Source organism: Pseudomonas sp. M20 (genome assembly GCF_045037865.1).
GTDB lineage: Bacteria > Pseudomonadota > Gammaproteobacteria > Pseudomonadales > Pseudomonadaceae > Aquipseudomonas.
Window position 1 is genome coordinate 6,112,176 of sequence record NZ_CP173611.1, and the last position, 25,070, is coordinate 6,137,245.

Genomic DNA, 25,070 nt, shown 5'->3' on the forward strand with positions numbered 1-25,070 from the left:
CACAGGGGAAACGCATTCCTATGTGGGAGCGAGCCTGCTTGCGAAGAGGCCGGATCAGGCAAAAAAGAGCTTAAGCCTGCGCCAACTCCGCATGCTCATCAGCATCCAGCAACGCTTTATCCGTCTGCTGCATCACCTGACTGGTAATTGCGCCAGCCGTAATCGAACCACTCACGTTCAACGCCGTGCGACCCATGTCGATCAGCGGCTCAACCGAAATCAGCAACGCCACCAGTGACACCGGCAAGCCCATCGCCGGCAGCACGATCAGTGCCGCGAACGTCGCGCCGCCACCGACCCCGGCCACACCCGCCGAACTCAACGTCACAATCGCCACCAGCGTCGCGATCCACAGCGGATCCAGCGGGTTGATACCCACGGTTGGCGCAACCATCACCGCCAACATCGCCGGGTACAGGCCCGCGCAACCGTTCTGGCCAATCGTCGCACCGAACGACGCAGCAAAACTCGCCACTGACTGCGGAATCCCCAGACGCCGGGTCTGCGCTTCAATGCTCAGCGGAATGCTCGCGGCGCTGGAGCGGCTGGTGAACGCGAACGTCAGCACCGGCCAGATCTTGCGGAAGAAACGCAGCGGGTTGATCCCGGCCGCCGATACCAGCAAGCCGTGCACCACGAACATCAGGCCCAGACCGAGGTACGACACCACCACAAAACTGCCTAGTTTGATGATGTCTTGCAGGTTGGAACCGGCGACCACTTTGGTCATCAGCGCCAGCACGCCGTATGGGGTCAGTTTCATCACCAGACGCACCAGGCGCATCACCCAGGCTTGCAGGGTGTCGATGGCGTTGATCACTTTCTGACCTTTCTCGACGTCATCCTTGAGCAGTTGCAGCGCTGCGACCCCGAGGAACGCGGCGAAAATCACCACGCTGATGATCGAGGTTGGCTTGGCCCGCGCCAGATCGGCAAACGGGTTTTGCGGGATGAACGACAGTAGCAGTTGCGGCACATTCAGGTCGGCGACCTTGCCGGCGTAGTCGGTCTGAATGGTTTGCAGACGGGCCATTTCCTGGGTGCCGGCGACCAGACCTTCAGCGGTGAGGCCGAACAGGTTGGTCAGGCCGATGCCGATCAGCGCCGCGATCGCGGTGGTGAACAGCAGGGTGCCGATGGTCAGGAAGCTGATCTTGCCCAGCGACGAAGCATTGTGCAGGCGTGCCACGGCGCTGAGGATCGAGGCGAACACCAACGGGATGACGATCATTTGCAGCAACTGCACGTAGCCGTTGCCGACCAGATCGAACCAGCCGATCGACGCTTTCAGCACCGGGTTGCCGGCACCGTAAACGGTGTGCAGGGCCACGCCGAACGCAACACCCAGCACCAGCGCGAGCAGGACTTTTTTCGCCAGGCTCCACGTGGTGTGGCGGGTTTGTGCCAGACCGAAAAGCAGGGCGAGGAACACCAGCAGGTTGAGAATCAACGGTAGATTCATGAGATCTCCAGGAAAGACTGTGCCAACAGCCTTCCGGGGCTGCTGCGAACCGGCAAGCCTAACAGCTTGATTTGCAATGATTTAATACCGAAATCTTAGGGCGTCCGTCGTTTTTGGAATAAGCCCGTGTCGCTCTCGGCAATGCATCTGGCGCAAACAGGGACGAGGGCGGTCGCTGACAGACGAGGACTGTCACACATATTTGTTAGCGTCGATCTCTTTGAATCAGGGAGAAGAGGCTTATGAAGTTCGCACCGAAATTTCTGGCTGTCGCGCTGACAGTGGGCATGGGCCTGGCCACTCAGGCGTTCGCTACTGACCTGAAACACTGGCCGGCGGATCAGGCCAAGGCGCTGGACGCGATGATCGCCGCCAATGCCAACAAGGGTAACTACGCGGTGTTCGACATGGACAACACCAGTTACCGCTACGACCTCGAAGAGTCGTTGTTGCCGTTCATGGAAAACAAGGGCCTGATCACCCGCGACAAACTCGACCCTTCGCTGAAACTGATGCCGTTCAAGGACACCGCCGACCACAAGGAAAGCCTGTTCAGTTACTACTACCGGCTCTGCGAAGTCGACGACATGGTCTGTTACCCGTGGGTGGCGCAGGTGTTCTCCGGCTTCACTCTCAAGGAACTCAAAGGCTACGTCGATGAGCTGATGGCCTCGGGCAAACCGGTGCCGGCGACTTATTACGAAGGCGATGTGGTGAAGAAGCTCGACGTCAATCCGCCGAAGATCTTCACTGGCCAGCAAGAGCTGTACAACAAGCTGATGGAGAACGGCATCGAGGTCTACGTGATGACCGCCGCCTCTGAAGAACTGGTGCGCATGGTCGCGGCGGATCCGAAGTACGGCTACAACGTCAAACCGCAGAACGTCATCGGCGTGACCACCCTGCTGAAGAACCGCGAGACCAACGAACTGACCACGGCACGCAAGCAGATTACCGCCGGCAAATATGACGAGAAGGCCAACCTCGGCCTCGAACTGACCCCGTATCTGTGGACCCCGGCGACGTGGATGGCCGGCAAGCATGCGGCGATCCTCACCTACATCGATGAATGGAAAAAACCGGTATTGGTGGGTGGCGATACCCCGACCAGCGACGGCTACATGCTGTTCCACGATGTCGACGTGGCCAAGGGCGGCATTCACTTGTGGATCAACCGCAAAGACAAATACATGACCCAGCTCAACGGCATGATGGCCAAGCATGCAGCGGCGCAGGCCAAGGAAGGGTTGCCGGTGACGGCGGACAAGAACTGGGTGATCGTCAAGCCTGAGGAAATTCAGTAAGCCACACCGATCCAATGTGGGAGCGAGCCTGCTCGCGAAAGCGTAGTGTCAGTCGCCATCTGTGTTTCTGACATACCGCATTCGCGAGCAGGCTCGCTCCCACAGTTTGATCTGCAGTGACGTTGGGATTTCGGTCAGACAAAAAAATGCCCCGCACTTGGCGGGGCATTTTTGTTTCGGCGATTTGACGCTTACAGCCCGTCGAGCATCGCTTTGTTACGCACAGCACCTTTGTCGGCGCTGGTCGCCAGCAAGGCGTAAGCCTTGAGGGCGGTGGTTACTTTGCGTGGACGAATCTCGACCGGTTTCCAGCCTTTCTTGTCCTGCTCGGCGCGGCGTGCGGCCAGTTCTTCGTCGCTGACCAACAGGTTGATCGAGCGGTTCGGAATGTCGATCAGCACTTTGTCGCCGTCCTGCACCAGGCCGATCGCGCCGCCGGCTGCTGCTTCTGGTGAAGCGTGACCGATCGACAGACCGGATGTACCACCAGAGAAACGCCCGTCGGTGAGCAGCGCGCAGGCTTTGCCAAGACCTTTGGATTTCAGGTACGACGTCGGGTAGAGCATTTCCTGCATGCCCGGGCCGCCTTTCGGGCCTTCGTAGCGAATGATGACGATGTCGCCCGCCTTCACTTCGTCAGCGAGGATGCCGCGTACGGCGCTGTCCTGGCTTTCGAAGATTTTCGCGTTGCCTTCGAAAACGTGAATCGACTCGTCAACACCGGCGGTTTTCACCACGCAGCCATCGAGCGCGATGTTGCCGTACAGTACGGCCAGGCCACCTTCTTGCGAATAGGCGTGCTCGAAGCTGCGGATGCAGCCGTTTTCACGGTCGTCATCCAAAGTTTCCCAGCGGGTCGACTGGCTGAACGCCGTCTGCGTCGGGATACCGGCAGGGCCGGCCTTGAAGAAGTGATGCACCGCTTCATCGGTGGTCTGGGTGATGTCCCACTTGGCGATGGCTTCTTCCATGCTGCGGCTGTGCACGGTCGGCAGGTCGGTGTGCAGCAGACCGCCACGGGCCAGTGAACCGAGGATGCTGAAGATACCGCCGGCGCGGTGCACGTCTTCCATGTGGTACTTCTGGATGTTCGGCGCAACCTTGCACAGCTGTGGAACGGTGCGCGAAAGACGGTCGATGTCGCGCAGGTCGAACTCGATTTCCGCCTCTTGGGCAGCAGCGAGCAAGTGCAGGATGGTGTTGGTCGAACCGCCCATGGCGATGTCGAGCATCATCGCGTTCTCGAACGCCTTGAAGTTGGCAATGTTGCGCGGCAATACCGATTCGTCGTTTTCGCCGTAGTAGCGTTTGCACAGCTCAACGATGGTACGGCCGGCCTGCAGGAACAGTTGTTCGCGATCGCTGTGGGTGGCGAGGGTCGAACCGTTGCCCGGCAGTGCCAGACCCAGTGCTTCGGTCAGGCAGTTCATCGAGTTGGCGGTGAACATGCCGGAGCACGAGCCGCAAGTCGGGCATGCGCTACGCTCGTACTCAGCGACTTTCTCGTCAGAAGCGCTTTCGTCGGCGGCGATCACCATGGCATCGACGAGGTCGAGGCCGTGGGAGGCGAGTTTGGTCTTGCCGGCTTCCATCGGGCCGCCGGAAACGAAGATCACCGGTATGTTCAGGCGCAAGGCAGCCATCAGCATGCCCGGGGTGATCTTGTCGCAGTTGGAGATGCAGACGATGGCGTCGGCGCAGTGGGCGTTGACCATGTACTCGACGGAGTCAGCGATGATCTCGCGGCTCGGCAGCGAATACAGCATGCCGTCGTGGCCCATGGCGATGCCGTCATCCACGGCAATGGTGTTGAATTCTTTCGCTACGCCACCGGCGCGTTCGATTTCACGGGCGACCAGTTGGCCCAGATCCTTCAGGTGCACGTGGCCCGGTACGAACTGGGTGAACGAGTTGGCAATGGCGATGATCGGCTTTTTGAAGTCGTCATCTTTCATCCCCGTGGCGCGCCACAATGCGCGGGCACCGGCCATGTTGCGGCCGTGGGTGGATGTTTTCGAACGGTAATCTGGCATGGAACACTCCGGGCGGCTAATCACTTACTAACAGGTGCAAAAGGGGAGTGAGCTTCTATTGACGTCTGGAACACTCAGAAATGACCGTGTGTCCGTGAAGTTGCCGATGACGTTGCGGGATCGCCGCTGGTCTCAGCCTGAGCTCATAAACCCGCCGGGGGATGAATGGCGATGAATCAGTCGATTCTACACCGCTGGCGTCTGGAGGGAATGGCGCAAAGCATTGTTCCAGTGCAGACGGCGTGTGTGGGATGACGACCGGCGGGTTTAATCACCGCCGGTCTGTGCAACGACATTGGCTTCAACGTTTCTTGCGCGGCGGCTGAGCCTGTTGTTCAGCACCAGCGCTGTCGCGCTCAGCAACACAAAGCTGTAGCCCAGCGTCGATTGCAGATTGGCTGGGCTGAGGCTGATCAATGCGCTGATAAGCCCGCCACAAATAAAGATGATCGTACTGCCCGCCGAGGCCGACGTCCCGGCGCTCTCAGGAAACAGGCCCATGGCCCGAGAGGTGGCGGCGGGGCGGGCAATGGTGGTGCCCGCCGTGCAGATCAGCATCGGGATCAACACAGTGGCCGGCGCCAGCGCATGATTGGCCGCCAGGTACAGCATCGCCAGCCCCGACAGCAGTATCAGGCTCAGCCCGGTGAGGATTTGCTGAACCGGCGTGATGCGTCGATTGAGTACGGCGGCAAGGATGCCACCGACTACATAGGCAGCGCCGTAAACCAGCAGGATCAGTGAAAAGTCATAGGGCGCCAGCTCCAATTGATCCATGAAAATCAGCGGCGAAATCACGATGAACGAGAAGTGGCAGGCGAAAGCGAACGCTGAAATCAGCCAGTAGCCGACAAACTCGAAATCCCCCAGCACGCGGCGGTAGGACTGAATGAAACCGAGCCGTGTGCCGCTGTAGGCCGGTCGGCTGTTCGGTAAAAACAGCCAGGCCTTGATCAGCACCGTTGCGGACAGCGCGGTAAACACCCAGAAGCTGCCGCGCCAACCGAGTGAGGCCTGAAGAAAGGTGCCGGCCAACGGCGACACCGAGATAAAGATCCCGGTGGCCGTGACCATCAGGATACGCAAACGGTCGCGTTCCTCACCTTCGAACAGATCCTGCACAAGCGCCTGGGACAGTACGAAACATCCACATCCCAGGGCCTGCATCACCCGGAATATGAGAAATAGCGGGTAATCGGAGGTCATCACGCAACCGAGCGCACCCAGTATCGATACGCTCATGCCGGCGAGTAACAAGCCCTTGCGTCCGATCACGTCCGAGAGGGGGCCGATCAGAACCTGAGCAAATGCGATCCCCACAGCAAACAGACTGATGGACAGCGCGATGTCTGCCGGTGATCTGAGAAAATGCGCCGCGAGAGCTGGAAATGAAGGAAGCAAAACATCCAGCGGAAATACGCCCAACAGCACCATGGCCAGCAACAGGCTGACAGCGGCGCGGCGTTGCCGGGTGGTTGCTTCGGATTTTCCTTTATCCACCGATCAGTCCTGCCTTGGCAAAGAGCTTCTGGTTATGGGGAAGTGCGAAAAAACCAGCCTTGCGTAGTGCATCCAGCGTGGCGATGGAACCTGATCGTGCACGCGCGCGATTGGCCTGCACCGTGGCCATGCCGCCGACGATTTCCATCACGTCACTGTCGGCGATGCCGGCTCCTCGCAGACTCTGTTGCAGCCAGCGTTCATCCGCCTCGAAAAAAATCCCGATGATTTCCAGCAGTGTTCTGCTCGCAAACGTGCGTTGGCGGCTGTTCATCGACAGCCAGAAGTAATGGAACGCTTCGGCGAAGTAGCGACTGTGGCGGGCTTCGTCGGCCAGATGGTCACGCAGCATGTCGTTGACGCTGGACACCAGACTGTCGCGGCAGATGTCCAGCAGCTCCCGGGCAATGATGGTTTCCGAGACGAAACCCAGCAGAAACCATGCCAGTGGGCGGTTCTTTTCCGGAGTGCGGGTAATCAGAGCGTTCATGCGGGTGATGCGCTTCGCAATCACCGGACGTCCGGTGAACCCGTAAAACGCGGCGATCTGTTCTGCGAGATGGTTGGAGAACAGCGCGTGATAACCTTCGTCGGTGTAGAGCTGCAGGGCCGCATGTTTCATCGCCAGAGGCACGTAAATGGGCAGTTCGCGGTGCACGATGACTTCCACGGCACGGTTGACGATGCGGTGTTCGAGCAGGGTGGTGTAATCGAGAAAGTGCACCAAGTGGTTGGCTGACAGTCGGTGCAACACATCACGCCCCGCCGTCTGGATAGCCGGGTGTGCCAGATAAGGCAGAAACGCCGGTGGAAACCAATGGCGGGTTTGCAGCTGCAGCGGCACATCGTCGGGCAATTGGTAGTCATGGGTACTGCTGCGCACCGAGGCACGGCTGTCCCAGTCTCCCAAGGTAAATTTGAGCGCCCAGGACACCGGCGCTTGATCCGGGTCGGCAATCGACAGGGTCATGCTTGCCCCTCACGCAACAGCTCGCGCATTTCGTGACACATCACTTGCCCGTCGCTTTGTCCGCAACCAACGAAGAACAGCGGTTGTTCAGCACTGGCCTCAAGCTTGAGGAGTGCTTCAACCTGCTGGTCGGCAAACGCACCGGTCAGCCAGGTGTTGAGGCCCAATGCCGTGGCGACCAGTTGAAAGGTCTGCGACAAGTGGCCCGCTTCAACGAATGCCATGCGATAGGCCCGCGAGTGTTCGTACTTCCACCAGAGCCGGTCGAAACGGGCGGTGATAAACAAACCCAACGGCAGGTTGTTGATGAAATGCTGACCGCCGAGCAATTGGCCTAACTCGGGCTCAGGCAATGGATTAACCCGGCTCAGGGTGTGGTCGGTCGGATGATAGGCATAGATGCCAGGCTCCAGGCCATCGACGTTCTGCACCAGAAGAAAGCCCTCGCAAGCGTTCAGGCCACCAGCGGAAGGACTGCTCCGGCGTGCGCTGAGCCCTTGGGCGATGCTGTCGTCGCGATCGTTGTCACGTTCGTGGAGATAACCGAGGGCAAGGTAGAGCAGGGTGCCAACGTCATTCAGCGTTATCGCGGCACCTGTATAGGAACGGCAGGTTTTGCGCTGGAGCAGAACATTTCCCAGGCGATCGTCATTCAAAGCGCACGGCGCTGGCAGCGCGATACGCTGCTCCGGTGCGGGCGTCGGGCGGTCTGTAGCGGGCTGTGGGGTGGCCAGTACTTCGTTGCAGTGCGCCAGATATTGTCTGGACCACTCGTGAATATTCTGTGGGGTATGTTCGCAGGGAATGTTTTGCGTGCCGATGTGATAAATCTTCGACAGTTCATCCCAACCCCATTGCGGACTGTCTATCTTTGAAATGGTTAGAATGCCCGCGCTTAATAGTTGTGTGTCTATTAAGTTGTGGGTGTCGAAAAGTTCCGGGTTGTAGATTAGCTGTGCAAGTCGATTGGCATAATTCAGATCGAGTTCATGCTGTGTATGGTTTTTATAGTTCCACACGATTTGCCCGGGTGAGCGCGGCAATATAAATAAGTAAGGGTTGATGTACATGTCTGTCAGTTCACTCTGGAAAAAGTCAAAAGGACGCCGGGTTGCCGGCACTCCCCAGCGTCCTGACTTACTTAGCGGGCTTTAGGGGCAACCAGAAAAGCCAGATTTGCGATTTTTTTACTTTCCAGAGAAATACGTTTCATGATGTGAACTCCTTGTTCATTGATAGTTGAAGTCACCTCGTGGTGATAACTTCATAATAGTTTGTAATGGATTATTGGCAAGAGGATATTAAGTAGGAAATTTCCAGTAATTTTGTCGGAGCAGTCTTTAGCCGAAAATAAACTTGTAGGGTAATATTCAATAATTAAAAGACGTAAGGAAATATCCTGCACGTCAGCGAGAAAATAATTGTAGGAAGTACTGGGGGTAGCGAGGAGAAAGGGATGCGCGCAAAAAAAAGGGGAGCCTGCTGGCTCCCCCGTTATCCGCATGGATCAGCTGTTGGGTAGCAAGCGGCAGGTGATGCTCTTGATGTAGCGCGTTTCAGCGATGGCTGGGTGCACCGGGTGATCCGGACCCTGACCGCCACGCTCGAGCAACTGGATATTGCGGTCCAGATGACGGGCACTGGTCAGCAGGATGTTCTGCAGGTCATCTTCCGGCAGGTGCATCGAGCACGATGCGCTGACCAGAATGCCGTCCTTGTTGAGCAGGCGCATGGCTTGCTCGTTCAGGCGACGGTAGGCGCCTTCGCCGTTTTTCATGTCTTTCTTGCGTTTGATGAACGCCGGCGGATCGGCAACGATCACGTCGAAGCGTTCTTCGCTGGCTTTCAGCTCCTTCAAGGCTTCGAAGACGTCGCCTTCGATGCAGGTCATCTTGTCGGCGAAACCGTTCAGCGCAGCGTTGCGCTCAACACCGTCGAGAGCGAAAGCCGAAGCATCGACGCAGAACACTTCGCTGGCGCCGAACGCAGCAGCCTGCACACCCCAGCCACCGATGTAGCTATAGAGGTCGAGAACGCGTTTGCCTTTGGCGTAAGGGGCCAGGCGGGCGCGGTTCATGCGGTGGTCGTAGAACCAGCCGGTTTTCTGACCCTGAATGACCGGGGCTTCGAACTTCACGCCGTTCTCTTCCAGTGCCACCCATTCCGGCACCAGGCCGAACACGGTTTCGACGTAGCGGTTAAGGCCTTCGGCGTCGCGCGCGGCGGAGTCGTTCTTGAACAGGATGCCGCTTGGCTTGAGCACTTGGGTCAGCGCGGCGATCACGTCATCTTTATGCGCTTCCATGGTCGCCGAGGCGATCTGTACGACTACGATGTCGCCGAAACGGTCGACCACCAGACCTGGCAACAGGTCGGAATCACCGTAAACCAGGCGATAGAACGGTTTGTCGAACAGGCGCTCGCGCAGCGACAGGGCCACGTTCAGGCGGTGCACCAGCAACGATTTGTCCAGCGCAACTTTGGTGTCGCGCGACAGCAGGCGGGCGCAGATCAGGTTGTTCGGGCTCATCGCCACGATGCCCAATGGCTTGCCACCGGCGGCTTCGAGGATGGCCTGATCGCCGGCATTGAAGCCGTGCAACGGGGTGGCGGCTACATCGATTTCGTTGCTGTAGACCCACAGGTGACCGGCGCGCAGGCGACGGTCGGCGTTGGCTTTGAGGCGCAAGCTAGGCAGGGACATGACGTCGCTCCGGAAAAAAGAGCGGGAGTATAGCGTGTTGCGACTTGTGTCGGGTTTGATGAGCGATGAACGCTATGGTCCCTTCGCGAGCAAGCTCGCTCCCACAAAGGGCTTGTGACCGACACAAGACCAATGTGGGAGCGAGCCTGCTCGCGAATGCGGTCCCCAATGCTACGCCGACAGTGCGTTGATCAACTCCTTGCTGAACGCCGGAATATCATCCGGCTGACGGCTGCTGATCAGGTGACCGTCCTTGACCACTTCTTTATCGACCCAATTGGCCCCGGCATTGACCAGGTCGTCCTTGAGCGTCTTGTAACTGGTCATGGTTTTACCGTTGACCAGCCCTGCCGAGATGAGCAACCAGCCGCCATGGCAGATCACCGCAATCGGTTTGCCGGCAGAGGCGCCGGTCTTGACCAAGTGCTGGGCGTCCTGATCGATGCGGATGGTGTCGGAGTTCTGCACGCCGCCCGGCAAGACGATCGCGTCGTACTGCTCACTGCTGGCGCTCTGGAAGGTCTGATCGACCTTGAAATCATCCGCCGGTTTGTCGTGGTTCCAGCCTTTGACCTTGCCTTCCTCGGTGGAAAGGATATCGACCTGAGCGCCGGCTTGTTCCAATGCTTGCTTGGGACCGGTCAGTTCGACCTGCTCGAAACCGTCTGTTACCAAAAAGGCGACACGTTTGCCGTTGAGGGAAGTGGCCATCGATAAGCTCCTGAGTCTGTGGGAGTTTGCCGCCGCAAGGGGTCGGAGTGATCCGTTGGGCATTACAGATTCCGAAGCCGTGGCCTGAATGAAAGTTCCTGACAATTGCCCACTGGTGTGTCGTCTCGCGGTTTTTAGAGGTTAGAATCGCCGCCTGTCCCAGAGTGTGTACTTATGTCCCAAGAGCTGACCACCGAACAGATTCAACAATCGCTGCAAGGCATCAGTGTGCCGGCGCAACCGCAGATCATGGTGGATCTGCAAATGGAGCAGTACATGCCCGACCCCGACCTGGAGGTGATCGCCAAACTGATCGCTCAGGATCCGGGTTTGTCCGGCTCGCTGCTGAAAATCGTCAATTCGCCGTATTACGGTCTGAGCAACAAGATCACCTCGATTCAGCGCGCGGTGAACCTGTTGGGTAGCCGCTCGATCATCAACCTGATCAACGCGCAGTCGATCAAGGGCGAGATGAACGACGACACCATCGTCACCCTCAACCGTTTTTGGGACACCGCTCAGGACGTGGCGATGACGTGCCTGACGCTGGCCAAACGTATCGGTACTCAAGCCGGTGACGAGGCATACGCCTTGGGTCTGTTCCACGATTGCGGCGTGCCGTTGATGCTGCAACGGTTCCCCACTTACATGACGGTGCTGGAAAAGGCTTACGCCAATGCCAGCGCCGAATGTCGGGTGGTCGACACCGAGAACAGCGAGTTCAACACCAACCACGCCGTGGTCGGCTACTACACCGCCAAGTCCTGGCGCCTGCCGGAGCATGTCAGCGCCGCCATCGCCAACCACCACAACGCGTTGGCGATATTCAGCGATGAGTCGTCAAAGAACAGCCAACTGAAAAATCTTTTGGCGATCCTGAAAATGGCCGAGCATATCTGTGCGTCTTACCGGGTACTGGGCAACCAGACCGAAGATTTCGAATGGAACGCCGTCGGGCCGTTGGTACTCGACTATGTAGGGCTGTCGGATTACGACTTCGAAACCCTCAAACAAACGATCCGCGACCTCGGCGCGCATTGATTCGAGGACGCTATGCCTGAACTGCCGGAAGTCGAAACCACTCGTCGCGGGATTGCTCCGCATCTGGAAGGCCAACGTGTCAGTCGGGTGATTGTTCGCGACCGGAGGTTGCGCTGGCCGATCCCGGAAGACCTCGATGTGCGCCTGTCGGGGCAGCGCATCGTGCTGGTCGAGCGCCGCGCCAAGTATTTGCTGATCAACGCCGAGGTCGGCACGTTGATCAGTCATTTGGGCATGTCGGGCAATTTGCGTCTGGTCGAAGCCGGTTTGCCGGCGCTCAAGCACGAACACGTCGACATCGAGCTGGAGTCAGGTCTGGCGCTGCGTTACACCGACCCGCGACGGTTCGGCGCGATGTTGTGGAGCAATGATCCACTCAATCATGAACTGCTGATTCGCCTCGGCCCGGAGCCTCTGACTGATCTGTTCGATGGCGAGCGTTTGTTTCAGCTGTCGCGGGGACGTTCGATGGCGGTCAAACCGTTCATCATGGACAACGCGGTGGTCGTGGGCGTCGGCAATATCTATGCGACCGAAGCGCTGTTTGCTGCCGGGATCGACCCGCGCCGCGAGGCCGGTGGGATTTCCCGGGGGCGCTATCTGAAGCTGGCGATCGAGATCAAACGCATTCTGGCCGCTGCCATCGAGCGTGGCGGGACAACGTTGCGTGATTTCATTGGCGGTGACGGTCAGCCGGGGTATTTCCAGCAGGAGCTGTTTGTCTATGGCCGTGGCGGTGAACACTGCAAGGTCTGTGGCACTGGCTTGCGTGAAGTGAAGCTAGGCCAGCGTGCCAGTGTGTTCTGCCCGCGCTGCCAGAGCTGAGGTAAAAAGCTGAAAAAGTCCTACGGTCTATAGTGAGTTGTCTCACTGTTCAGCCCGAAGGATCGTGCCATGAAATCCTTGCAAGTCCTCTTTGTTACGCTGCTGCTGTGTTCCAGTCTGGCTGTTCAGGCCACGGAAAACGGCAGCGGTGACCCGCGCTACACCATCCAGAATCCCCCGGCGTACGCCATGCTCGGCGATTTGCTGATTGCCCGACCTTTATTGGTGGTGGCGACGGTGATTGGTGCGGGGGCGTTTGTCGTGTCATTGCCGTTTACCGCGCTGGGCGGCGGGATTGGCGATGCCGGGCAGGCGTTGGTGGTCGATCCGGCGAAAGCCGCTTTTGTGCGGTGCCTGGGGTGCATCGGGGAGGGGTTTGAGCAGCGCGAGTGAGCTGATCCAGTGATTTGCGGAGCTGCTGATTGCCCTTTCGCGAGCAGGCTCGCTCCCACAATTTGAAATGCATTCCAATGTGGGAGCGAGCCTGCTCGCGAAGAGGCCCGAGAAAGCGCTACAAATCCGGCGGATCAGGCCTTGCCGGTAATCTTCCGGTACTTCTCCATCAACTGTTCTTCAGTCTCCGGATGAGCCTCGTCCAGCGGAATGCAATCCACCGGGCAAACCTGCTGGCACTGTGGTTCGTCGTAGTGGCCGACGCACTGGGTGCACAGGTTCGGGTCGATCACGTAGATCTCTTCGCCTTGGGAGATGGCGGCGTTCGGGCACTCGGGTTCGCAGACGTCGCAGTTGATGCAATCGTCGGTGATGATCAGGGACATGCTAACTCCAGCCGGGGCGGCAGGCCCGGGCGCTATAAATCAATGCGCGCAATTGTGCCGCATTGGCGAGCGCAGTGCACGCAGCTGCGATCAAGGGCTGTAATCAACAGCCAGGATCGCAGCCCGAGCCTGCGGCAGCTCCTACTTTTTGAAGCGCAGGGTCAGCGCATCGGCCACAGCGGGGTGGACGAACTTGCTGATATCGCCACCCAACGCGGCAATTTCCCGTACCAGCGTCGAGGAAATGAACGAATAACGCTCGGACGGGGTGAGAAACAGACTCTCCACATCCGGGGCCAACTGGCGGTTCATATTGGCCAGCTGGAATTCGTATTCGAAGTCCGACACCGCGCGCAAACCACGCAGGAACACGTTGGCATTCTGCTCTTTGGCGAAATGCGCCAGCAGCGTCGAGAAGCCGACCACTTCCACGTTCGGCAGGTGTTTGGTGACCTCGCGAGCCAGTTCGACCCGTTGTTCCAGCGGGAACAGCGGGTTTTTCTTCGGGCTGGCAGCGACCGCAATAATCACGTGATCGAACAGGCGCGAGGCGCGTTCGACCAGATCGCCATGGCCCTTGGTAATAGGGTCGAAGGTACCTGGGTACAACACTCGGTTCATCGCGTCGTCCTGGCGGGAGTCCGTTGGGGAGTCGGATGGTATCGCAGCCGTCCCGGTCGGCCAAGTCGCCTGTTGGGTAAGAAAGCACTATAGACGATGGCAACAATCGGTTTTTCACGGGTTTCTCAGACGATCGGCGAGGGATGTCGCCAGTTGCGCGGTCAGGCCATACACCGACAATTGCGGGTTGGCACCGATGCTGGTGGGGAACAGCGAGCCGTCGTGAATCGACAGATTAGCCAGTTGATGATGCCGGCCGAGACTGTCGGTGACCGCGCTTTTCGGGTCTTCACCCATCGCGCAGCCGCCCATGACATGCGCGCTGCCCAGACGCGTGCGATGCAACTCGAGGCTCAAACCATCGATCAGCGTGCGTGCCTCGGCCAGGGTCTTCACGTAACGGGCGTCGGCGTGCATCGGCATCACCGATTTGGCGCCGCCGGCGAACTGGATTTCGGCCATGACAAGAAAGGACCGGCGCAGGCCTTCCCAGGCGTAGGGCGAAACCTGATAGTCGAGCACCGGCGAACCATCGCTCCGCAACTCGACTGCACCGCCCGTGCTGTCCGGGTGAAAACCGTCGCGCAGCAAGGCCAGCATGGCGTGGGTGTGTGGCAGGTCAGCCATGTGTTGCGCACTTTCCTCACCAAAGCCACCGAGCAGCGTGGCCGCCAGCGCCGGGTGCAGCGGCGGCACTTCAAGTTTGAAGGCCATCGGCCCGGTGGTGCCGTCCTTCCACTGGAAATGGTCGGAATAGATCGACTGCGGCGCCCCGTAGAACGGGTTGATGACCTCATCGAAGCGTGCGGCGGACATGTTCACCGGATGCAGGAAGGTGCGTTTTCCCAGGTTTTCATGCGGATCCGGGGCGTCCGATCGCAGCAACAGCGCTGGACTGTTGATGCCGCCGCCAGCCAGCACATAATGCCGCGCCTTGACCGTGATTTTGCGTCCGGTCGGCGCGACGCAACGTTCATCCATCGCCACGCATTGCAGGCCAGTGGCTTTGTCGCCGCTGATCAGCAGCCTCTCCGCGCGGGCCAGATAAAGTAGCGCGCCGCCCTTTTCCAGCGTTGCCGGAATAGTCGTGACCATCATCGATTGCTTGGCGTTGGTCGGGCAGCCCATGCCGCAGTATCCGAGGTTCCAGCAGCCACGGACGTTGCGCGGAATCACATGCCAGCTGTAACCGAGTTGTTCGCAGCCTTTACGGATCACATCGTTGTTGGCGTTAGGGGGCACCATCCACGGCGCGACGCCGAGGCGCTGTTCCATTTTCTCGAACCACGGCGCCATTTCGGCGGGGCTGTGGCCTTTGACGTTGTGTTCTTTGGCCCAATGTTCGAGGGTCGGCTCTGGAGTGCGAAAACTCGATGTCCAGTTGATCAGCGTCGTGCCGCCGACCGCGCGCCCCTGGAGGATGGTGATCGCGCCGTCCTTGCTCATGCGGCCGATGCCTTCCTGATAGAGGCTGCTGTAGGCCTGGTCTTCAAGCATTTTGAAATCGGAACTGGTTTTCAGTGGGCCTTCTTCGATCAGCAGGACTTTGTAGCCGGCAGCGCTGAGAATTTCGGCGGTGGTGCCGCCACCGGCGCCGCTGCCGATGATCGCCACGTCGGCTTCCAGGGTCAGGTCGTCGCTCAGTTGTGCGCCGTTGTAGGTTTTCCAGCCTCGGGCGAGGCCTTCGCGGAACGGGTCGGGTACGGGCATCGATCAGGTTCTCTTTATTATTTTTGGATGCGGCGATGTGGCGGCCGCCCCCTGTGGGAGCGAGCCTGCTCGCGAAGGGAGCGACACGGTTTCAGACGCTAGGCGGCCCTGGATAACCGCAATGCGCCCACGACTCCGCGCGGGTATACCAGGCCATCATCACCATCTGCTGCAACGAGCTATGCCCCATGCGCAGTAGGTTCAGCGAACTGTTTTCCCAGCGATCAAGGAAATGCCGCATGGCCTCGGCACTGGCGTTCTCCCAACTGCCCCAGATCCCGGTGAGTGGTCCGCGCGTCACGGCCATGCCGAGTACATCGAACAGTTGTCGTGTGAGCTTGAGCATTTCCGGCGACAGGTGGTCGAGGCTGTAGTCCAGCGACTTGAGCGTGCCATCAACCGCGCTCGGCATCCTCTCGGCTGCCACCGCGCCGTCGAGCATCACCGGGATCAGTGCGCGCAGAAAAAGCAGATCGCCGTCACGCAACGAGACAAAGCCGTTGGCCGCGACGCTCGACGAACAGCCACTGAGGCTGGCGCCGAGTCCGGCGGTGGCAAGCAACGCCGTGGCGCCGAGGCTGAATTTCAGCAGGCCGCGGCGGGACAGGGCAGGTGTTTCGGTCAGGCTTGGGTGCATTATTTTTATTACCCGGCGATGACGAAGGTTTAGCGAATGAACAACTTCTGGATCAGCTTCTGAATCGATTTGCCGTAGGGCGGGTAGATCAGTCGGGCTGCGTTGAAGCGTTGTTTAATCAGCACGCCCTTAGCTTTGCTGAAGGTCAGAAAGCCTTCGTGACCGTGGTAGTGACCCATGCCCGAAGCGCCGATGCCGCCGAACGGCATATCGTCCTGCGCCACATGCAGCAACGTGTCGTTCAGGCACACGCCGCCGGAATGGGTTTCGTGCAGCACACGGTTCTGTTCGCGTTTGTCGTAGCCAAAGTAGTAAAGAGCCAGAGGACGTGGCCGCTGATTGATGTAAGCAAATGCCTGCTCCAGATCCTGATACGGCACGATCGGCAGCAGCGGGCCGAAGATTTCGTCCTGCATCACCGTCATCTCGTCGCTGACATTCAGAAGCACACTGTGCGGCATGCGTCGGCCCTGGCCCTGCTCGAACAGCGGAATCAACAGCGCGCCCTTGCTGGTGGCATCGCTGACGTAGCCGTTGAGTCGCGCCAATTGACGTTCGTTGATGATCGCCGTGTAGTCCGGGTTGTCGGTGAGCGTCGGATAAAAACCCTGCACGGCCTGGCGATAGGCTTCGACGAAGCCACCGACCCGGTCTTCCGGGACCAGCACGTAATCCGGTGCGACGCAGGTCTGCCCGGCGTTGAGGGTTTTGCCGAAAGCGATGCGCTCGGCGGCATCCTTGAGCGGCACATCGCGGGAGACGATAGCTGGCGACTTGCCGCCCAGTTCCAGTGTCACCGGGGTGAGGTTTTCGGCGGCGGCGCGCATCACGTGTTTGCCGATGCTGGTGGCGCCGGTAAACAGCAAGTGATCAAAGCGCAGACGGGAGAACGCTACGCCGATGTCGGCTTCACCGAGCACCACGCAGACCAGATCTTCGGGGAAGATCCGCGCCAGCAATTCTTTGAGCAACAAGCCGGTGGCCGGGGTCGATTCGCTGAGTTTGAGCATCACTCGATTGCCCGCCGCCAAGGCGCCGACCAGCGGGCCGACGGCCAGATACAACGGGTAATTCCACGGCACGATGACGCCGACCACACCCAAGGGCTGATACACGACTTTCGCCGACGCCGGCTGGAATGCCATGCCGACCTTGCGCCGCGAGGCTTTCATCCAGCCCTTGAGATGACGGCTGGCGTAATGAATGCCGTGCAGGCTCGGCATCAGTTCGGCGAGCAGGGTTTCATCGGCGCTACGATGGCTGAAGTCGGAGCTGATCGCCGCGATCAATGCTTGCCGCTCACGGCTGAGCAAATCACTCAGCGCTTTGAGCCATTGCTGGCGCTGAGCGGCGGGCGGCATCGGATTGGCGGCATACGCGGCCCGCTGCGCCTCGAACAACCGGTCCAGCTCGGCCAGCGGTTGTTGCAGCGTTTGCAGGTAAGCAATGTCGGCAGTCATGGTCTGCTCCGGATTTATTGTAGTGACGAACTTTTTAGAGTCTATGCTCTAGAAAGTCAAATGACTTCCTTGCACAGCATTGTTTTATCCATTTCCGGTTAGGTCGTAAGATGCCCCCCAACGCACTCTGAATTAAAGCTCAAGCCATGGCCCCACGAATAAAAACCAGCGAGCGTATCGTGCTGAACAGCCTTGAGCTGTTCAATCAGCAGGGCGAGCGCAGCATCAGCACCAATCACATTGCCGCCCATATGGAGATTTCTCCGGGCAACCTGTACTACCACTTCCCCAACAAGCAGGCGATCATCGCCGTGTTGTTCAGTGAGTACGAAAGCCTCGTGGACAGCTTTCTGCGCCCGCCGCAGGGGCGTGCGGCGACGGTCGAGGACAAGCGTTTCTATCTCAAGGAATTGCTCTCGGCGATGTGGCGCTACCGCTTTCTGCACCGCGATCTCGAGCATCTGCTCGACAGCGATCCGGAGCTGGCTGCCCGCTATCGACGCTTTTCCCAGCGCTGCGTGATTCAAGGCGCGGCGATCTACGAAGGTTTTGTCGCCGCCGGGATCCTCGATATGGATCGCGTGCAGATCGAATCCCTGACCCTCAATGCCTGGATCATCCTGACGTCGTGGGTGCGTTTCCTGTGCACCACCCGCGAAAACTCCAACCACCTCAGTGAGCAGGCCATTAAACGTGGCGTGTACCAGGTGCTGGTGCTGGAAGCCGGGTTTGTCACTGAGCAGGCGCGTGACGAGGTCAATGCGTTGTTCGAGGAGTTCTACGTGCCGCTGGCCCAGGCCCTCGAAGACGTGAAATAAACCGTTCTGTTGAAATCCCCCAGGAGCCCGCTATGCCGATTGCGCAACTGATCAGCCCCGAAGCACTGGATGCCCGCAAGGCGCAGCCGGGGTTGGTGATTCTCGACTGTCGTTTTGCTCTCGAAGACCCGGACTACGGGCAACGCAGCTATGCCGAAGGGCACATAGCCGGGGCGAGCTTCGCCGATCTTGAGCGTGACCTCAGCGGCACAGTGGTCAAAGGCGTGACTGGCCGTCATCCGTTGCCCGAGCCGGCAGAGCTGATCGAGCGGCTACAGGCGTGGGGCATCAACAATGACAGCGACGTGGTTTTGTACGACGACGGTCCCGGTGCCTACGCGGCGCGGGCGTGGTGGTTGCTGGCGTGGCTGGGCAAGCGCGATGGCGTGTTCATTCTCGATGGCGGGCTCAAGGCGTGGCATGCGGCGGGGTTGCCGCTGAGCCTGGATGCGCCGACGGTCAGTCGCGGCACTTTCAGTGGTCAGCCGGATATGAGCCTGCTGCTCAGCGCCGAAAAATTGCAAAAGCGTCTTGGCCAACCTGCGTTGACCTTGATTGATGCTCGGGCTTTGCCGCGGTTCAAGGGTGAAGTTGAGCCGATTGATCCGATTGCCGGGCACATTCCCGGCGCGCAATGCGCGGCGTTCACCGACAACCTCGGCAGCGATGGGCGATTCCTGCCGGCGGATCAGCTCAAACAGCGTTTTGCCGCCAAGATCGGTGAGCGTTCGCCAGCGGATCTGGTTGCCTATTGCGGTTCCGGCGTGACGGCGTGTCACAACCTGTTTGCGTTGTGCCTGGCGGGTTATCCGTTGGCGTCGTTGTATGCCGGATCGTGGAGCGAGTGGATCAACGAACCGGCTCGCGGCATCGCCACCGGCGAATAAGATCAAAAGATCGCAGCCTTCGGCAGCTCCTACATTGGAATGCATTTCCCTGTAGGGGCTGCCGAAGGCTGCGATCTTTTAGCTTTCCATCCGGGCGCTGCGGTACGCGGCGGGTCCGACGCCATAAGCCTGTTTGAATTGCCGACTCAAATGGCTCTGGTCGGCAAAACCCAATTGCGTGGCGACCTCCACTGGCAGGCAACCGTGCTGCAACAGCGCCCGCGCCTGGGCGATGCGTTGCTGCATCAGCCAGGTGTGCGGCGGCATGCCGGTGGCGCGGCGGAACACCCGGGCGAAATGGAACGGCGACAGATTGACCGCCGCCGCCAGTTCTTCCAGTGACGGTGGCGCTGCCAGTTGCGCGTGCAACAGTTCTTTGCCCAACAGCACCGCGCGGTGTTCCTTGCCGGCTCGACCGGGCACCGGCACTGCCGCATGGCGCTGCAACAGCAGCAACATCATCTCGCGCCACAGCGTTTGCTGTTGCAGTGCGCTGGCCGGGCTTTCGAGTAATCGGTGCAACTGCGCAAAGCCGTTGACCAGATCCGCATCGCGATACAACGTGGCGCCGAACGCCGGCAGGTTGCTGGTGGACAGTTCCAGCTCATCCAGCAGCGAGACGATTTGCGCGGTATCGGGATAAAACGCCCGGTACAGCCAGCCGTCCTCGGTGCCTTTGTGCCCGGTGTGCAGCTCGTCCGGATTGATCAACACCAGTGTGCCGCTGCCGGCCAGATGTTCGGCGCCGCGATAGCGATAACGCTGAGCTCCGGCCATGATCATGCCGATCACGAATCCATCGTGCACATGCGGGGCGAAACGATGCTCGATGTAGCGCGCCGACAGCAACTCGACCCCGGCCAGCGGCGCGGTTTGCCAGAAACGGATCGACTCGCCCTGATCGCTCACGCGGGCAGGCTGGCCAGCCATTGCGGGATGCGGCGTTCGAGGTAGTAGCCGGGTTGGCGCACTGAGCCGTCGACAAAACCGACGTGACCGCCGCGTGGCTGCAACTCAAATGCCGTTGAGGCCGACAGCTCGCTGGCTTGCGGCAAACTGTGCGGGAACACGAACGGATCGTCGGCCGCTTGAATGATCAGGGTCGGCGTGCGGATCTCACCGAGGAAATAGCGGCTTGAGGCGCGACGATAATAATCCTCGGCATCATTGAAGCCGTGCAACGGCGCGGTCACCCGGCCATCGAAATCCCAGAAGGTGCGCATGTTCTCCAGCGAACCGAGGGCGGCCAGCGCGGCGAGTCCGTCTTCGCGCCCGTCATGCTGAAACTGCCGTTGCTTGTTCTTGATGTAGGCGACCATCTCGCGCATGAAGTGCGCTTGATAGACCTTGGAAAATCCTTGGCCGATGCGGTCGGCGCATTGATCGAGGCGAAACGGCACCGACACCGCCACCGCGCCGAGTACACCGCTGGCGCTGCCGGTTTCCCCAAGATGTTTGAGCAGCACGTTGCCGCCCAAGGAGTAGCCGACGGCATACAGCGGTGCCAGCGGTCGTTTCGCCCGCAGGTGTTTGATGGTTTCGCCGAGGTCTTCGCTGGCGCCGGAGTGATAGCTGCGCGGCAGCAGATTCGGCTCGCCCGAGCAGCCGCGCCAGTTCAACGCGACACTGGCCCAGCCTTGCGCGGCCAAGGCCTTTTGGATACCCGCTACATAAGGCGAATTGGAAGAGCCGGTCAGCCCATGCAGCACCAGCACCAGTGGTGCATCGGCGGTGTGCGGGCCGTGCCAGTCGAGGTCGAGGAAGTCGCCATCCTCCAGCCACAGGCGTTCGCGTTCACGCTCGATATGCACGGTTTTGCGCCACAGCGGCCCCCACAGGGTTTGCAGGTGCGGATTGCCGAGGCCGAAGGCGGGGTTGAAGCGTTCTGAAGAGGCGGACACGATGGTTCTCGATGCAGAGCGGCGACCCTGTTGGAAGGGGCGCCGCATATTCAGGCCGGTCGGTTAACCGGCGATCTCTGCCGTACGTTGCCACAGCGCGTAGTAAACCCGGCCGGATTTCTGTTCGCGGTGCAGGCGCCAGTTGCCCGGCAGGCCCAGCGTCGATGGCGCCGTTTCGCTTTCAGTGTAGATCCACGAGTCGGGCGCCAGCCACTGACGCTCTTCGAGCAAGGCGCAAACGGTCGGCAGCAGGTTCTGGTTGAACGGCGGGTCGAGGAATACCAGGTCGAACGCGCTGGCGGTCTGGGTTTCCAGATAACGCAGGGCATCAGCCGTTTGTACCTGACCGTTGGTGCAGCGCAGGGTGCCGAGGTGTTCTTTCAGGCTGGACACCGCAATGTTGCTGGCATCCAGCGCCTGACCCATGGCCGCGCCACGGGACAGTGCTTCGAGAAACAGCGCGCCGCTGCCGGCGAACGGATCAAGCACCTTGGCCCCTTCAACGTACGGTGCGAGCCAGTTGAACAGGGTTTCACGCACGCGATCCGGCGTCGGGCGCAGGCCCGGCGCGTCGGGGAAACTCAGCTTGCGGCTGCGCCATTGGCCGCCAATGATGCGCAACTGATTCACACCGTTGTGGACGTTATGCGCAGGCTTTTTAGGGGTACGAGTTGCCATTAATGCTCCGGAACCCCGAGCGGTTGCTCGGCAGGTTTATCAGATGGGGCCGGTAACGGCTTTTGCGGCACGGTCGGGCCAGCGGTGACGATGACCATTTTGTCCGTGCTCAGGTGTTTGTTCAGGGCGTCGCGGACTTGTTCCACGGTCAGGCTTTGCGACTGACGCATGAAATCGTCCAGGTAGCTCAGCGGCAGATTATAGAAGCCCATCGCGCCGAGTTGGCCGACGATATCGGCATTGCTCGCGGTGGACAGCGGGAAGCTGCCGGCCAGTTCGCGTTTGGCATCGTCGAGCTCTTTCTGCGTCGGCCCGGTTTTCAGATAGTCGGCGAGCACGTCCTGCACCAGTTTCAGGGTGCCTTCGCTCATTTCCGCGCGGGTTTGCAGGTTGATCATGAACGGGCCGCGCGCCTGCATCGGGCTAAACGCGGAGTACACGCCGTAGGTCAGGCCACGTTTCTCACGCACTTCGCTCATCAGGCGCGTGCCGAAACCGCCGCCACCGAGGATCTGGTTGCCCATCGACAGCGCCGCGTAATCCGGATCGTCACGGTCGATGCCCAGTTGCGCGAGCATCAGGTTGGTTTGCTTCGACGGGAATTCGATATGGCCAGTGCTGGCCTTCGGCTCCTGCGGCTGAGCGATCTTCGCCAGTGCCGGGCCTTTAGGCAGTGCGCTGGAAACCTGATTGGCAATCGACTCGGCCTCCGCACGCGACAGGTCGCCGACCAGCGCGATGACCACGTTGCCAGCGGCGTAAGCCTTGGCGTGGAACTCACGCAACTGCGCAAGGGTAATTTTCGGCACGCTCTGTGGATTGCCATCACTCGAATGCGCGTACGGGTGATCGCCATACAGACGCTTCATCAGCTCGAGGCTGGCGAGTTTGCCGGGGTTCTGTTTCTGGTATTCGAAACCGGCGAGCATCTGGTTCTTGATGCGCGCGAACGAGTCGGCCGGGAAGGTCGGTTTGCCGATGACTTCCGAGAACAGCTTCAAAGCAGGCTCACGCTTGTCGGCAGCACTCAGGCTGCGCAGCGAGGCCAGCGCCATGTCCTTGAACGCACCGTTGCCGAAATCCGCACCGAGGCCTTCGAAGCCTTGCGCGATGGCGCCGACGTCTTTGCCGGCGACACCTTCGTTGAGCATTGCGTTAGTCAACACCGCCAGTCCCGACGCATTGCCGTCCTGGCTGCTGCCGGCGGCGAAGATCAGGCGCATGTCGAACATTGGCAGTTCGTGGGCTTCGACGAACAGCACCTTCGCGCCCTCGGCGGTGTTCCAGGTTTGCACGTCGAGCTTGCGGCTGGCCGGGGCCTTGCCGTCGAGTTCGGTGAGCGATTGCAGCTTCTGGCTGGACTTGGCGTTGTCGAGGGCTTCGCTGGCATTGCTGTCAGCGCCCGGCGACAGGTAGAACGCGGCAGAGCCGATCACCGCCACGGCGATCAGGCCGAGCAGCAGGCGTGGGGATTTGCGCTTACTCATGAGTCGTCTCCAGTGGCAGGACGTGGGCGACGCTGAGACGTTCGCGGGTGAAATACAGCTTGGCGGCGTTCTGGATGTCTTGCGGGGTCACGCTTTCCAGATCGGCCAGTTCAGTGTCCATCAGTTTCCACGACAGGCCGACGGTTTCCAGTTGGCCGATGGCGGTGGCCTGGCTGGTGATCGAATCACGTTCGAAGACCAGACCGGCGATCACTTGTGCTCGCACGCGCTCCAGTTCTTCAGCGGACGGCGCGGTGGTTTTCAGTTGTTCGAGCAGTTTCCACAAACCGGCCTCGGCTTGCGCGATGGTCTTTTTCTTCTGCGTGTTCGGGGTTGCCGACAGGGTGAACAGGCTGTCGCCACGGGTGTAGGCGTCGTAGCTCGACGATCCGCCGGAAACCAGCTCTTCACCGCGCTCCAGTTGCGTCGGGATACGACCGCTGTAGCCGCCGTCGAGCAGCGCCGAGATCAGTCGCAGGGCGTTGACCGAGCGCTTGTCTTCAGCGGTTGCGATGCTTGGCACGTTGAAGCCGAGCATCAGGCTAGGCAACTGCGTCTGCACGTGCAGGGTGATCTGGCGTTCGCCGGGTTCGGCCAGTTCCAGTGGTTTTTTCGCCGGTGGCACGTCGCGCTTGGTGATCGGGCCGAAATAGCGCTGGGCGAGGGTTTTCACTTCGTCCGGAGTAACGTCACCGACTACGACCAGCGTGGCGTTGTTCGGCACGTACCAGGATTGGTACCAGTGGCGCAGCTCTTCGACTTTCATGCGGTCGAGGTCGGCCATCCAGCCGATGGTCGGCGTGTGGTAACCGCTGGCCGGGTAGGCCATGGCCTTGTAGCGCTCGTAGGCCTTGGACATCGGCTTGTCATCGGTGCGCAAGCGGCGCTCTTCCTTGATGACTTCGATTTCCTTGGCGAACTCGTCGGCCGGCAGGCGCAGATTGGCCATGCGGTCGGCTTCCAGTTCGAAGGCTACGCCCAGACGGTCGCGGGCCAGCACCTGGTAATAGGCGGTGAAGTCGTCGCTGGTGAAGGCGTTTTCTTCAGCGCCCAGATCACGCAGGATCAGCGAGGCTTCGCCGGGGCCGACTTTCTCGCTGCCCTTGAACATCATGTGCTCAAGCGCGTGAGACAGACCGGTCTGGCCCGGGGTTTCGTAGCTGGAACCGACCTTGTACCAGACCTGCGAGACCACCACCGGCGCGCGATGGTCTTCGCGCACGACGACCTTGAGGCCGTTGTCGAGGGTGAATTCGTGAGTCGGTTGCGGGTCGGCCGCCAGGGCCGAAAGGGGCAGGCAGACTGTGCTGAGCAGCAGGCCTGCAGCGCGGCGGGCTAGAGCATTCATTCGTTTTTTAACCTGTTGGGCTGCCCGCTTGGTCTTAGCGTCGGCGGGCGAGAGGGTGCTAGGATACTGATCCGTTTTACTGGCGGCCACGCCTATCAAGCCACTGATCGGTCGATAGGTTGTATGGGTTCCCGGCAGAAGCTTTGAGTTTGTCAGTTAAACTCTGCGTTTTCGCCGACGATGCCGTTCCAGTC

General features: G+C 59.9%; 23 protein-coding genes. 6 read left to right on the forward strand and 17 right to left on the reverse strand.

All coding sequences use genetic code 11. The features are described 5' to 3' along the window. Window positions 1-70 precede the first annotated feature (70 nt). Window positions 71-1,462, reverse strand: a complete 1,392-nt coding sequence (locus ACI514_RS27165; RefSeq protein WP_041063642.1) for an L-cystine transporter — start codon at window positions 1,460-1,462, stop codon at window positions 71-73. A gap of 242 nt (window positions 1,463-1,704) precedes the next feature. Here ACI514_RS27165 and ACI514_RS27170 point away from each other — a divergent pair, with 242 nt between their 5' ends. After that, window positions 1,705-2,766, forward strand: a complete 1,062-nt coding sequence (locus ACI514_RS27170) for a hypothetical protein (RefSeq protein WP_064116295.1) — start codon at window positions 1,705-1,707, stop codon at window positions 2,764-2,766. A 191-nt stretch (window positions 2,767-2,957) separates the two neighbouring features. Here the strand turns inward: ACI514_RS27170 and ilvD are convergent, their stop codons facing one another. The 6 genes from ilvD to ACI514_RS27200 form a co-directional block, all read right to left on the reverse strand. Further along, a complete protein-coding gene (gene ilvD / locus ACI514_RS27175; RefSeq protein ID WP_160059783.1) occupies window positions 2,958-4,799 on the reverse strand; it encodes a dihydroxy-acid dehydratase in 1,842 nt (613 codons plus the stop codon). 267 nt (window positions 4,800-5,066) lie between these two features. After that, entirely contained in the window at window positions 5,067-6,299 is a 1,233-nt protein-coding gene (locus tag ACI514_RS27180) for an MFS transporter (protein ID WP_160059782.1), read from the reverse strand. Further along, window positions 6,292-7,269, reverse strand: coding sequence for a diiron oxygenase (locus ACI514_RS27185; protein ID WP_405122705.1), 978 nt, complete (start codon window positions 7,267-7,269; stop codon window positions 6,292-6,294). Before ACI514_RS27185 ends, ACI514_RS27180 begins: the two co-directional genes overlap by 8 nt. Beyond that, window positions 7,266-8,339, reverse strand: a complete 1,074-nt coding sequence (locus ACI514_RS27190) for a SagB family peptide dehydrogenase (RefSeq protein WP_160059780.1) — start codon at window positions 8,337-8,339, stop codon at window positions 7,266-7,268. Before ACI514_RS27190 ends, ACI514_RS27185 begins: the two co-directional genes overlap by 4 nt. A gap of 437 nt (window positions 8,340-8,776) precedes the next feature. After that, window positions 8,777-9,973: a class I SAM-dependent rRNA methyltransferase gene (locus ACI514_RS27195; protein ID WP_160059779.1), complete on the reverse strand. Its 1,197-nt coding sequence runs from the start codon at window positions 9,971-9,973 to the stop codon at window positions 8,777-8,779. 171 nt (window positions 9,974-10,144) lie between these two features. Beyond that, a complete protein-coding gene (locus ACI514_RS27200) occupies window positions 10,145-10,684 on the reverse strand; it encodes a type 1 glutamine amidotransferase domain-containing protein (protein ID WP_160059778.1) in 540 nt (179 codons plus the stop codon). A 228-nt stretch (window positions 10,685-10,912) separates the two neighbouring features. On the opposite strand from ACI514_RS27200, the gene ACI514_RS27205 reads away from it, so the two are divergent. The 3 genes from ACI514_RS27205 (at window position 10,913) to ACI514_RS27215 (ending at window position 12,943) form a co-directional block, all read left to right on the forward strand. Next, window positions 10,913-11,725 carry an HDOD domain-containing protein gene (locus ACI514_RS27205; protein ID WP_174244536.1) on the forward strand — a complete coding sequence of 271 codons (813 nt, stop codon included), beginning with the start codon at window positions 10,913-10,915 and terminating at the stop codon, window positions 11,723-11,725. 12 nt (window positions 11,726-11,737) lie between these two features. Beyond that, on the forward strand, window positions 11,738-12,550 hold the full coding sequence (gene mutM, locus ACI514_RS27210; RefSeq protein ID WP_102901348.1) for a bifunctional DNA-formamidopyrimidine glycosylase/DNA-(apurinic or apyrimidinic site) lyase: 813 nt from the start codon (window positions 11,738-11,740) through the stop codon (window positions 12,548-12,550). 69 nt (window positions 12,551-12,619) lie between these two features. Continuing rightward, window positions 12,620-12,943, forward strand: coding sequence for a multidrug transporter (locus ACI514_RS27215; protein ID WP_160059776.1), 324 nt, complete (start codon window positions 12,620-12,622; stop codon window positions 12,941-12,943). A gap of 134 nt (window positions 12,944-13,077) precedes the next feature. Here ACI514_RS27215 and ACI514_RS27220 read toward each other — a convergent pair whose 3' ends face one another. The 5 genes from ACI514_RS27220 to ACI514_RS27240 form a co-directional block, all read right to left on the reverse strand. Next, window positions 13,078-13,329, reverse strand: coding sequence for a YfhL family 4Fe-4S dicluster ferredoxin (locus ACI514_RS27220; protein ID WP_003195146.1), 252 nt, complete (start codon window positions 13,327-13,329; stop codon window positions 13,078-13,080). 141 nt (window positions 13,330-13,470) lie between these two features. Next, on the reverse strand, window positions 13,471-13,950 hold the full coding sequence (coaD, locus tag ACI514_RS27225) for a pantetheine-phosphate adenylyltransferase (protein WP_003229157.1): 480 nt from the start codon (window positions 13,948-13,950) through the stop codon (window positions 13,471-13,473). Window positions 13,951-14,064: 114 nt separating this feature from the next. Then, a complete protein-coding gene (locus ACI514_RS27230) occupies window positions 14,065-15,660 on the reverse strand; it encodes a GMC family oxidoreductase (protein ID WP_160059775.1) in 1,596 nt (531 codons plus the stop codon). A gap of 91 nt (window positions 15,661-15,751) precedes the next feature. Beyond that, window positions 15,752-16,297, reverse strand: coding sequence for a twin-arginine translocation pathway signal protein (locus ACI514_RS27235; RefSeq protein ID WP_160059774.1), 546 nt, complete (start codon window positions 16,295-16,297; stop codon window positions 15,752-15,754). 29 nt (window positions 16,298-16,326) lie between these two features. Continuing rightward, window positions 16,327-17,757 (reverse strand): coniferyl aldehyde dehydrogenase, encoded by a 1,431-nt coding sequence (locus tag ACI514_RS27240; RefSeq protein WP_160059773.1) that lies wholly within the window; start codon window positions 17,755-17,757, stop codon window positions 16,327-16,329. 146 nt (window positions 17,758-17,903) lie between these two features. On the opposite strand from ACI514_RS27240, the gene ACI514_RS27245 reads away from it, so the two are divergent. Then, window positions 17,904-18,575, forward strand: coding sequence for a TetR/AcrR family transcriptional regulator (locus ACI514_RS27245; protein WP_007913599.1), 672 nt, complete (start codon window positions 17,904-17,906; stop codon window positions 18,573-18,575). Window positions 18,576-18,607: 32 nt separating this feature from the next. Beyond that, window positions 18,608-19,462 carry a sulfurtransferase gene (locus ACI514_RS27250; RefSeq protein WP_405122706.1) on the forward strand — a complete coding sequence of 285 codons (855 nt, stop codon included), beginning with the start codon at window positions 18,608-18,610 and terminating at the stop codon, window positions 19,460-19,462. Window positions 19,463-19,540: 78 nt separating this feature from the next. Here ACI514_RS27250 and ACI514_RS27255 read toward each other — a convergent pair whose 3' ends face one another. From ACI514_RS27255 to ACI514_RS27275, 5 genes are all read right to left on the reverse strand, one after another. Next, complete coding sequence (locus tag ACI514_RS27255) at window positions 19,541-20,392, reverse strand: AraC family ligand binding domain-containing protein (RefSeq protein ID WP_405122707.1); 852 nt, start codon at window positions 20,390-20,392, stop codon at window positions 19,541-19,543. Then, window positions 20,368-21,363 (reverse strand): hydrolase, encoded by a 996-nt coding sequence (locus ACI514_RS27260; protein WP_160059771.1) that lies wholly within the window; start codon window positions 21,361-21,363, stop codon window positions 20,368-20,370. The genes ACI514_RS27255 and ACI514_RS27260 overlap by 25 nt, the downstream gene beginning before the upstream one ends. A gap of 63 nt (window positions 21,364-21,426) precedes the next feature. Beyond that, complete coding sequence (gene rsmD / locus ACI514_RS27265; protein ID WP_160059770.1) at window positions 21,427-22,041, reverse strand: 16S rRNA (guanine(966)-N(2))-methyltransferase RsmD; 615 nt, start codon at window positions 22,039-22,041, stop codon at window positions 21,427-21,429. Then, window positions 22,041-23,528, reverse strand: coding sequence for a M16 family metallopeptidase (locus ACI514_RS27270; protein WP_405122708.1), 1,488 nt, complete (start codon window positions 23,526-23,528; stop codon window positions 22,041-22,043). The genes rsmD and ACI514_RS27270 overlap by 1 nt, the downstream gene beginning before the upstream one ends. Next, on the reverse strand, window positions 23,521-24,876 hold the full coding sequence (locus ACI514_RS27275) for a M16 family metallopeptidase (RefSeq protein ID WP_405122709.1): 1,356 nt from the start codon (window positions 24,874-24,876) through the stop codon (window positions 23,521-23,523). Before ACI514_RS27275 ends, ACI514_RS27270 begins: the two co-directional genes overlap by 8 nt. Between the last annotated feature and the right edge of the window lie 194 nt (window positions 24,877-25,070).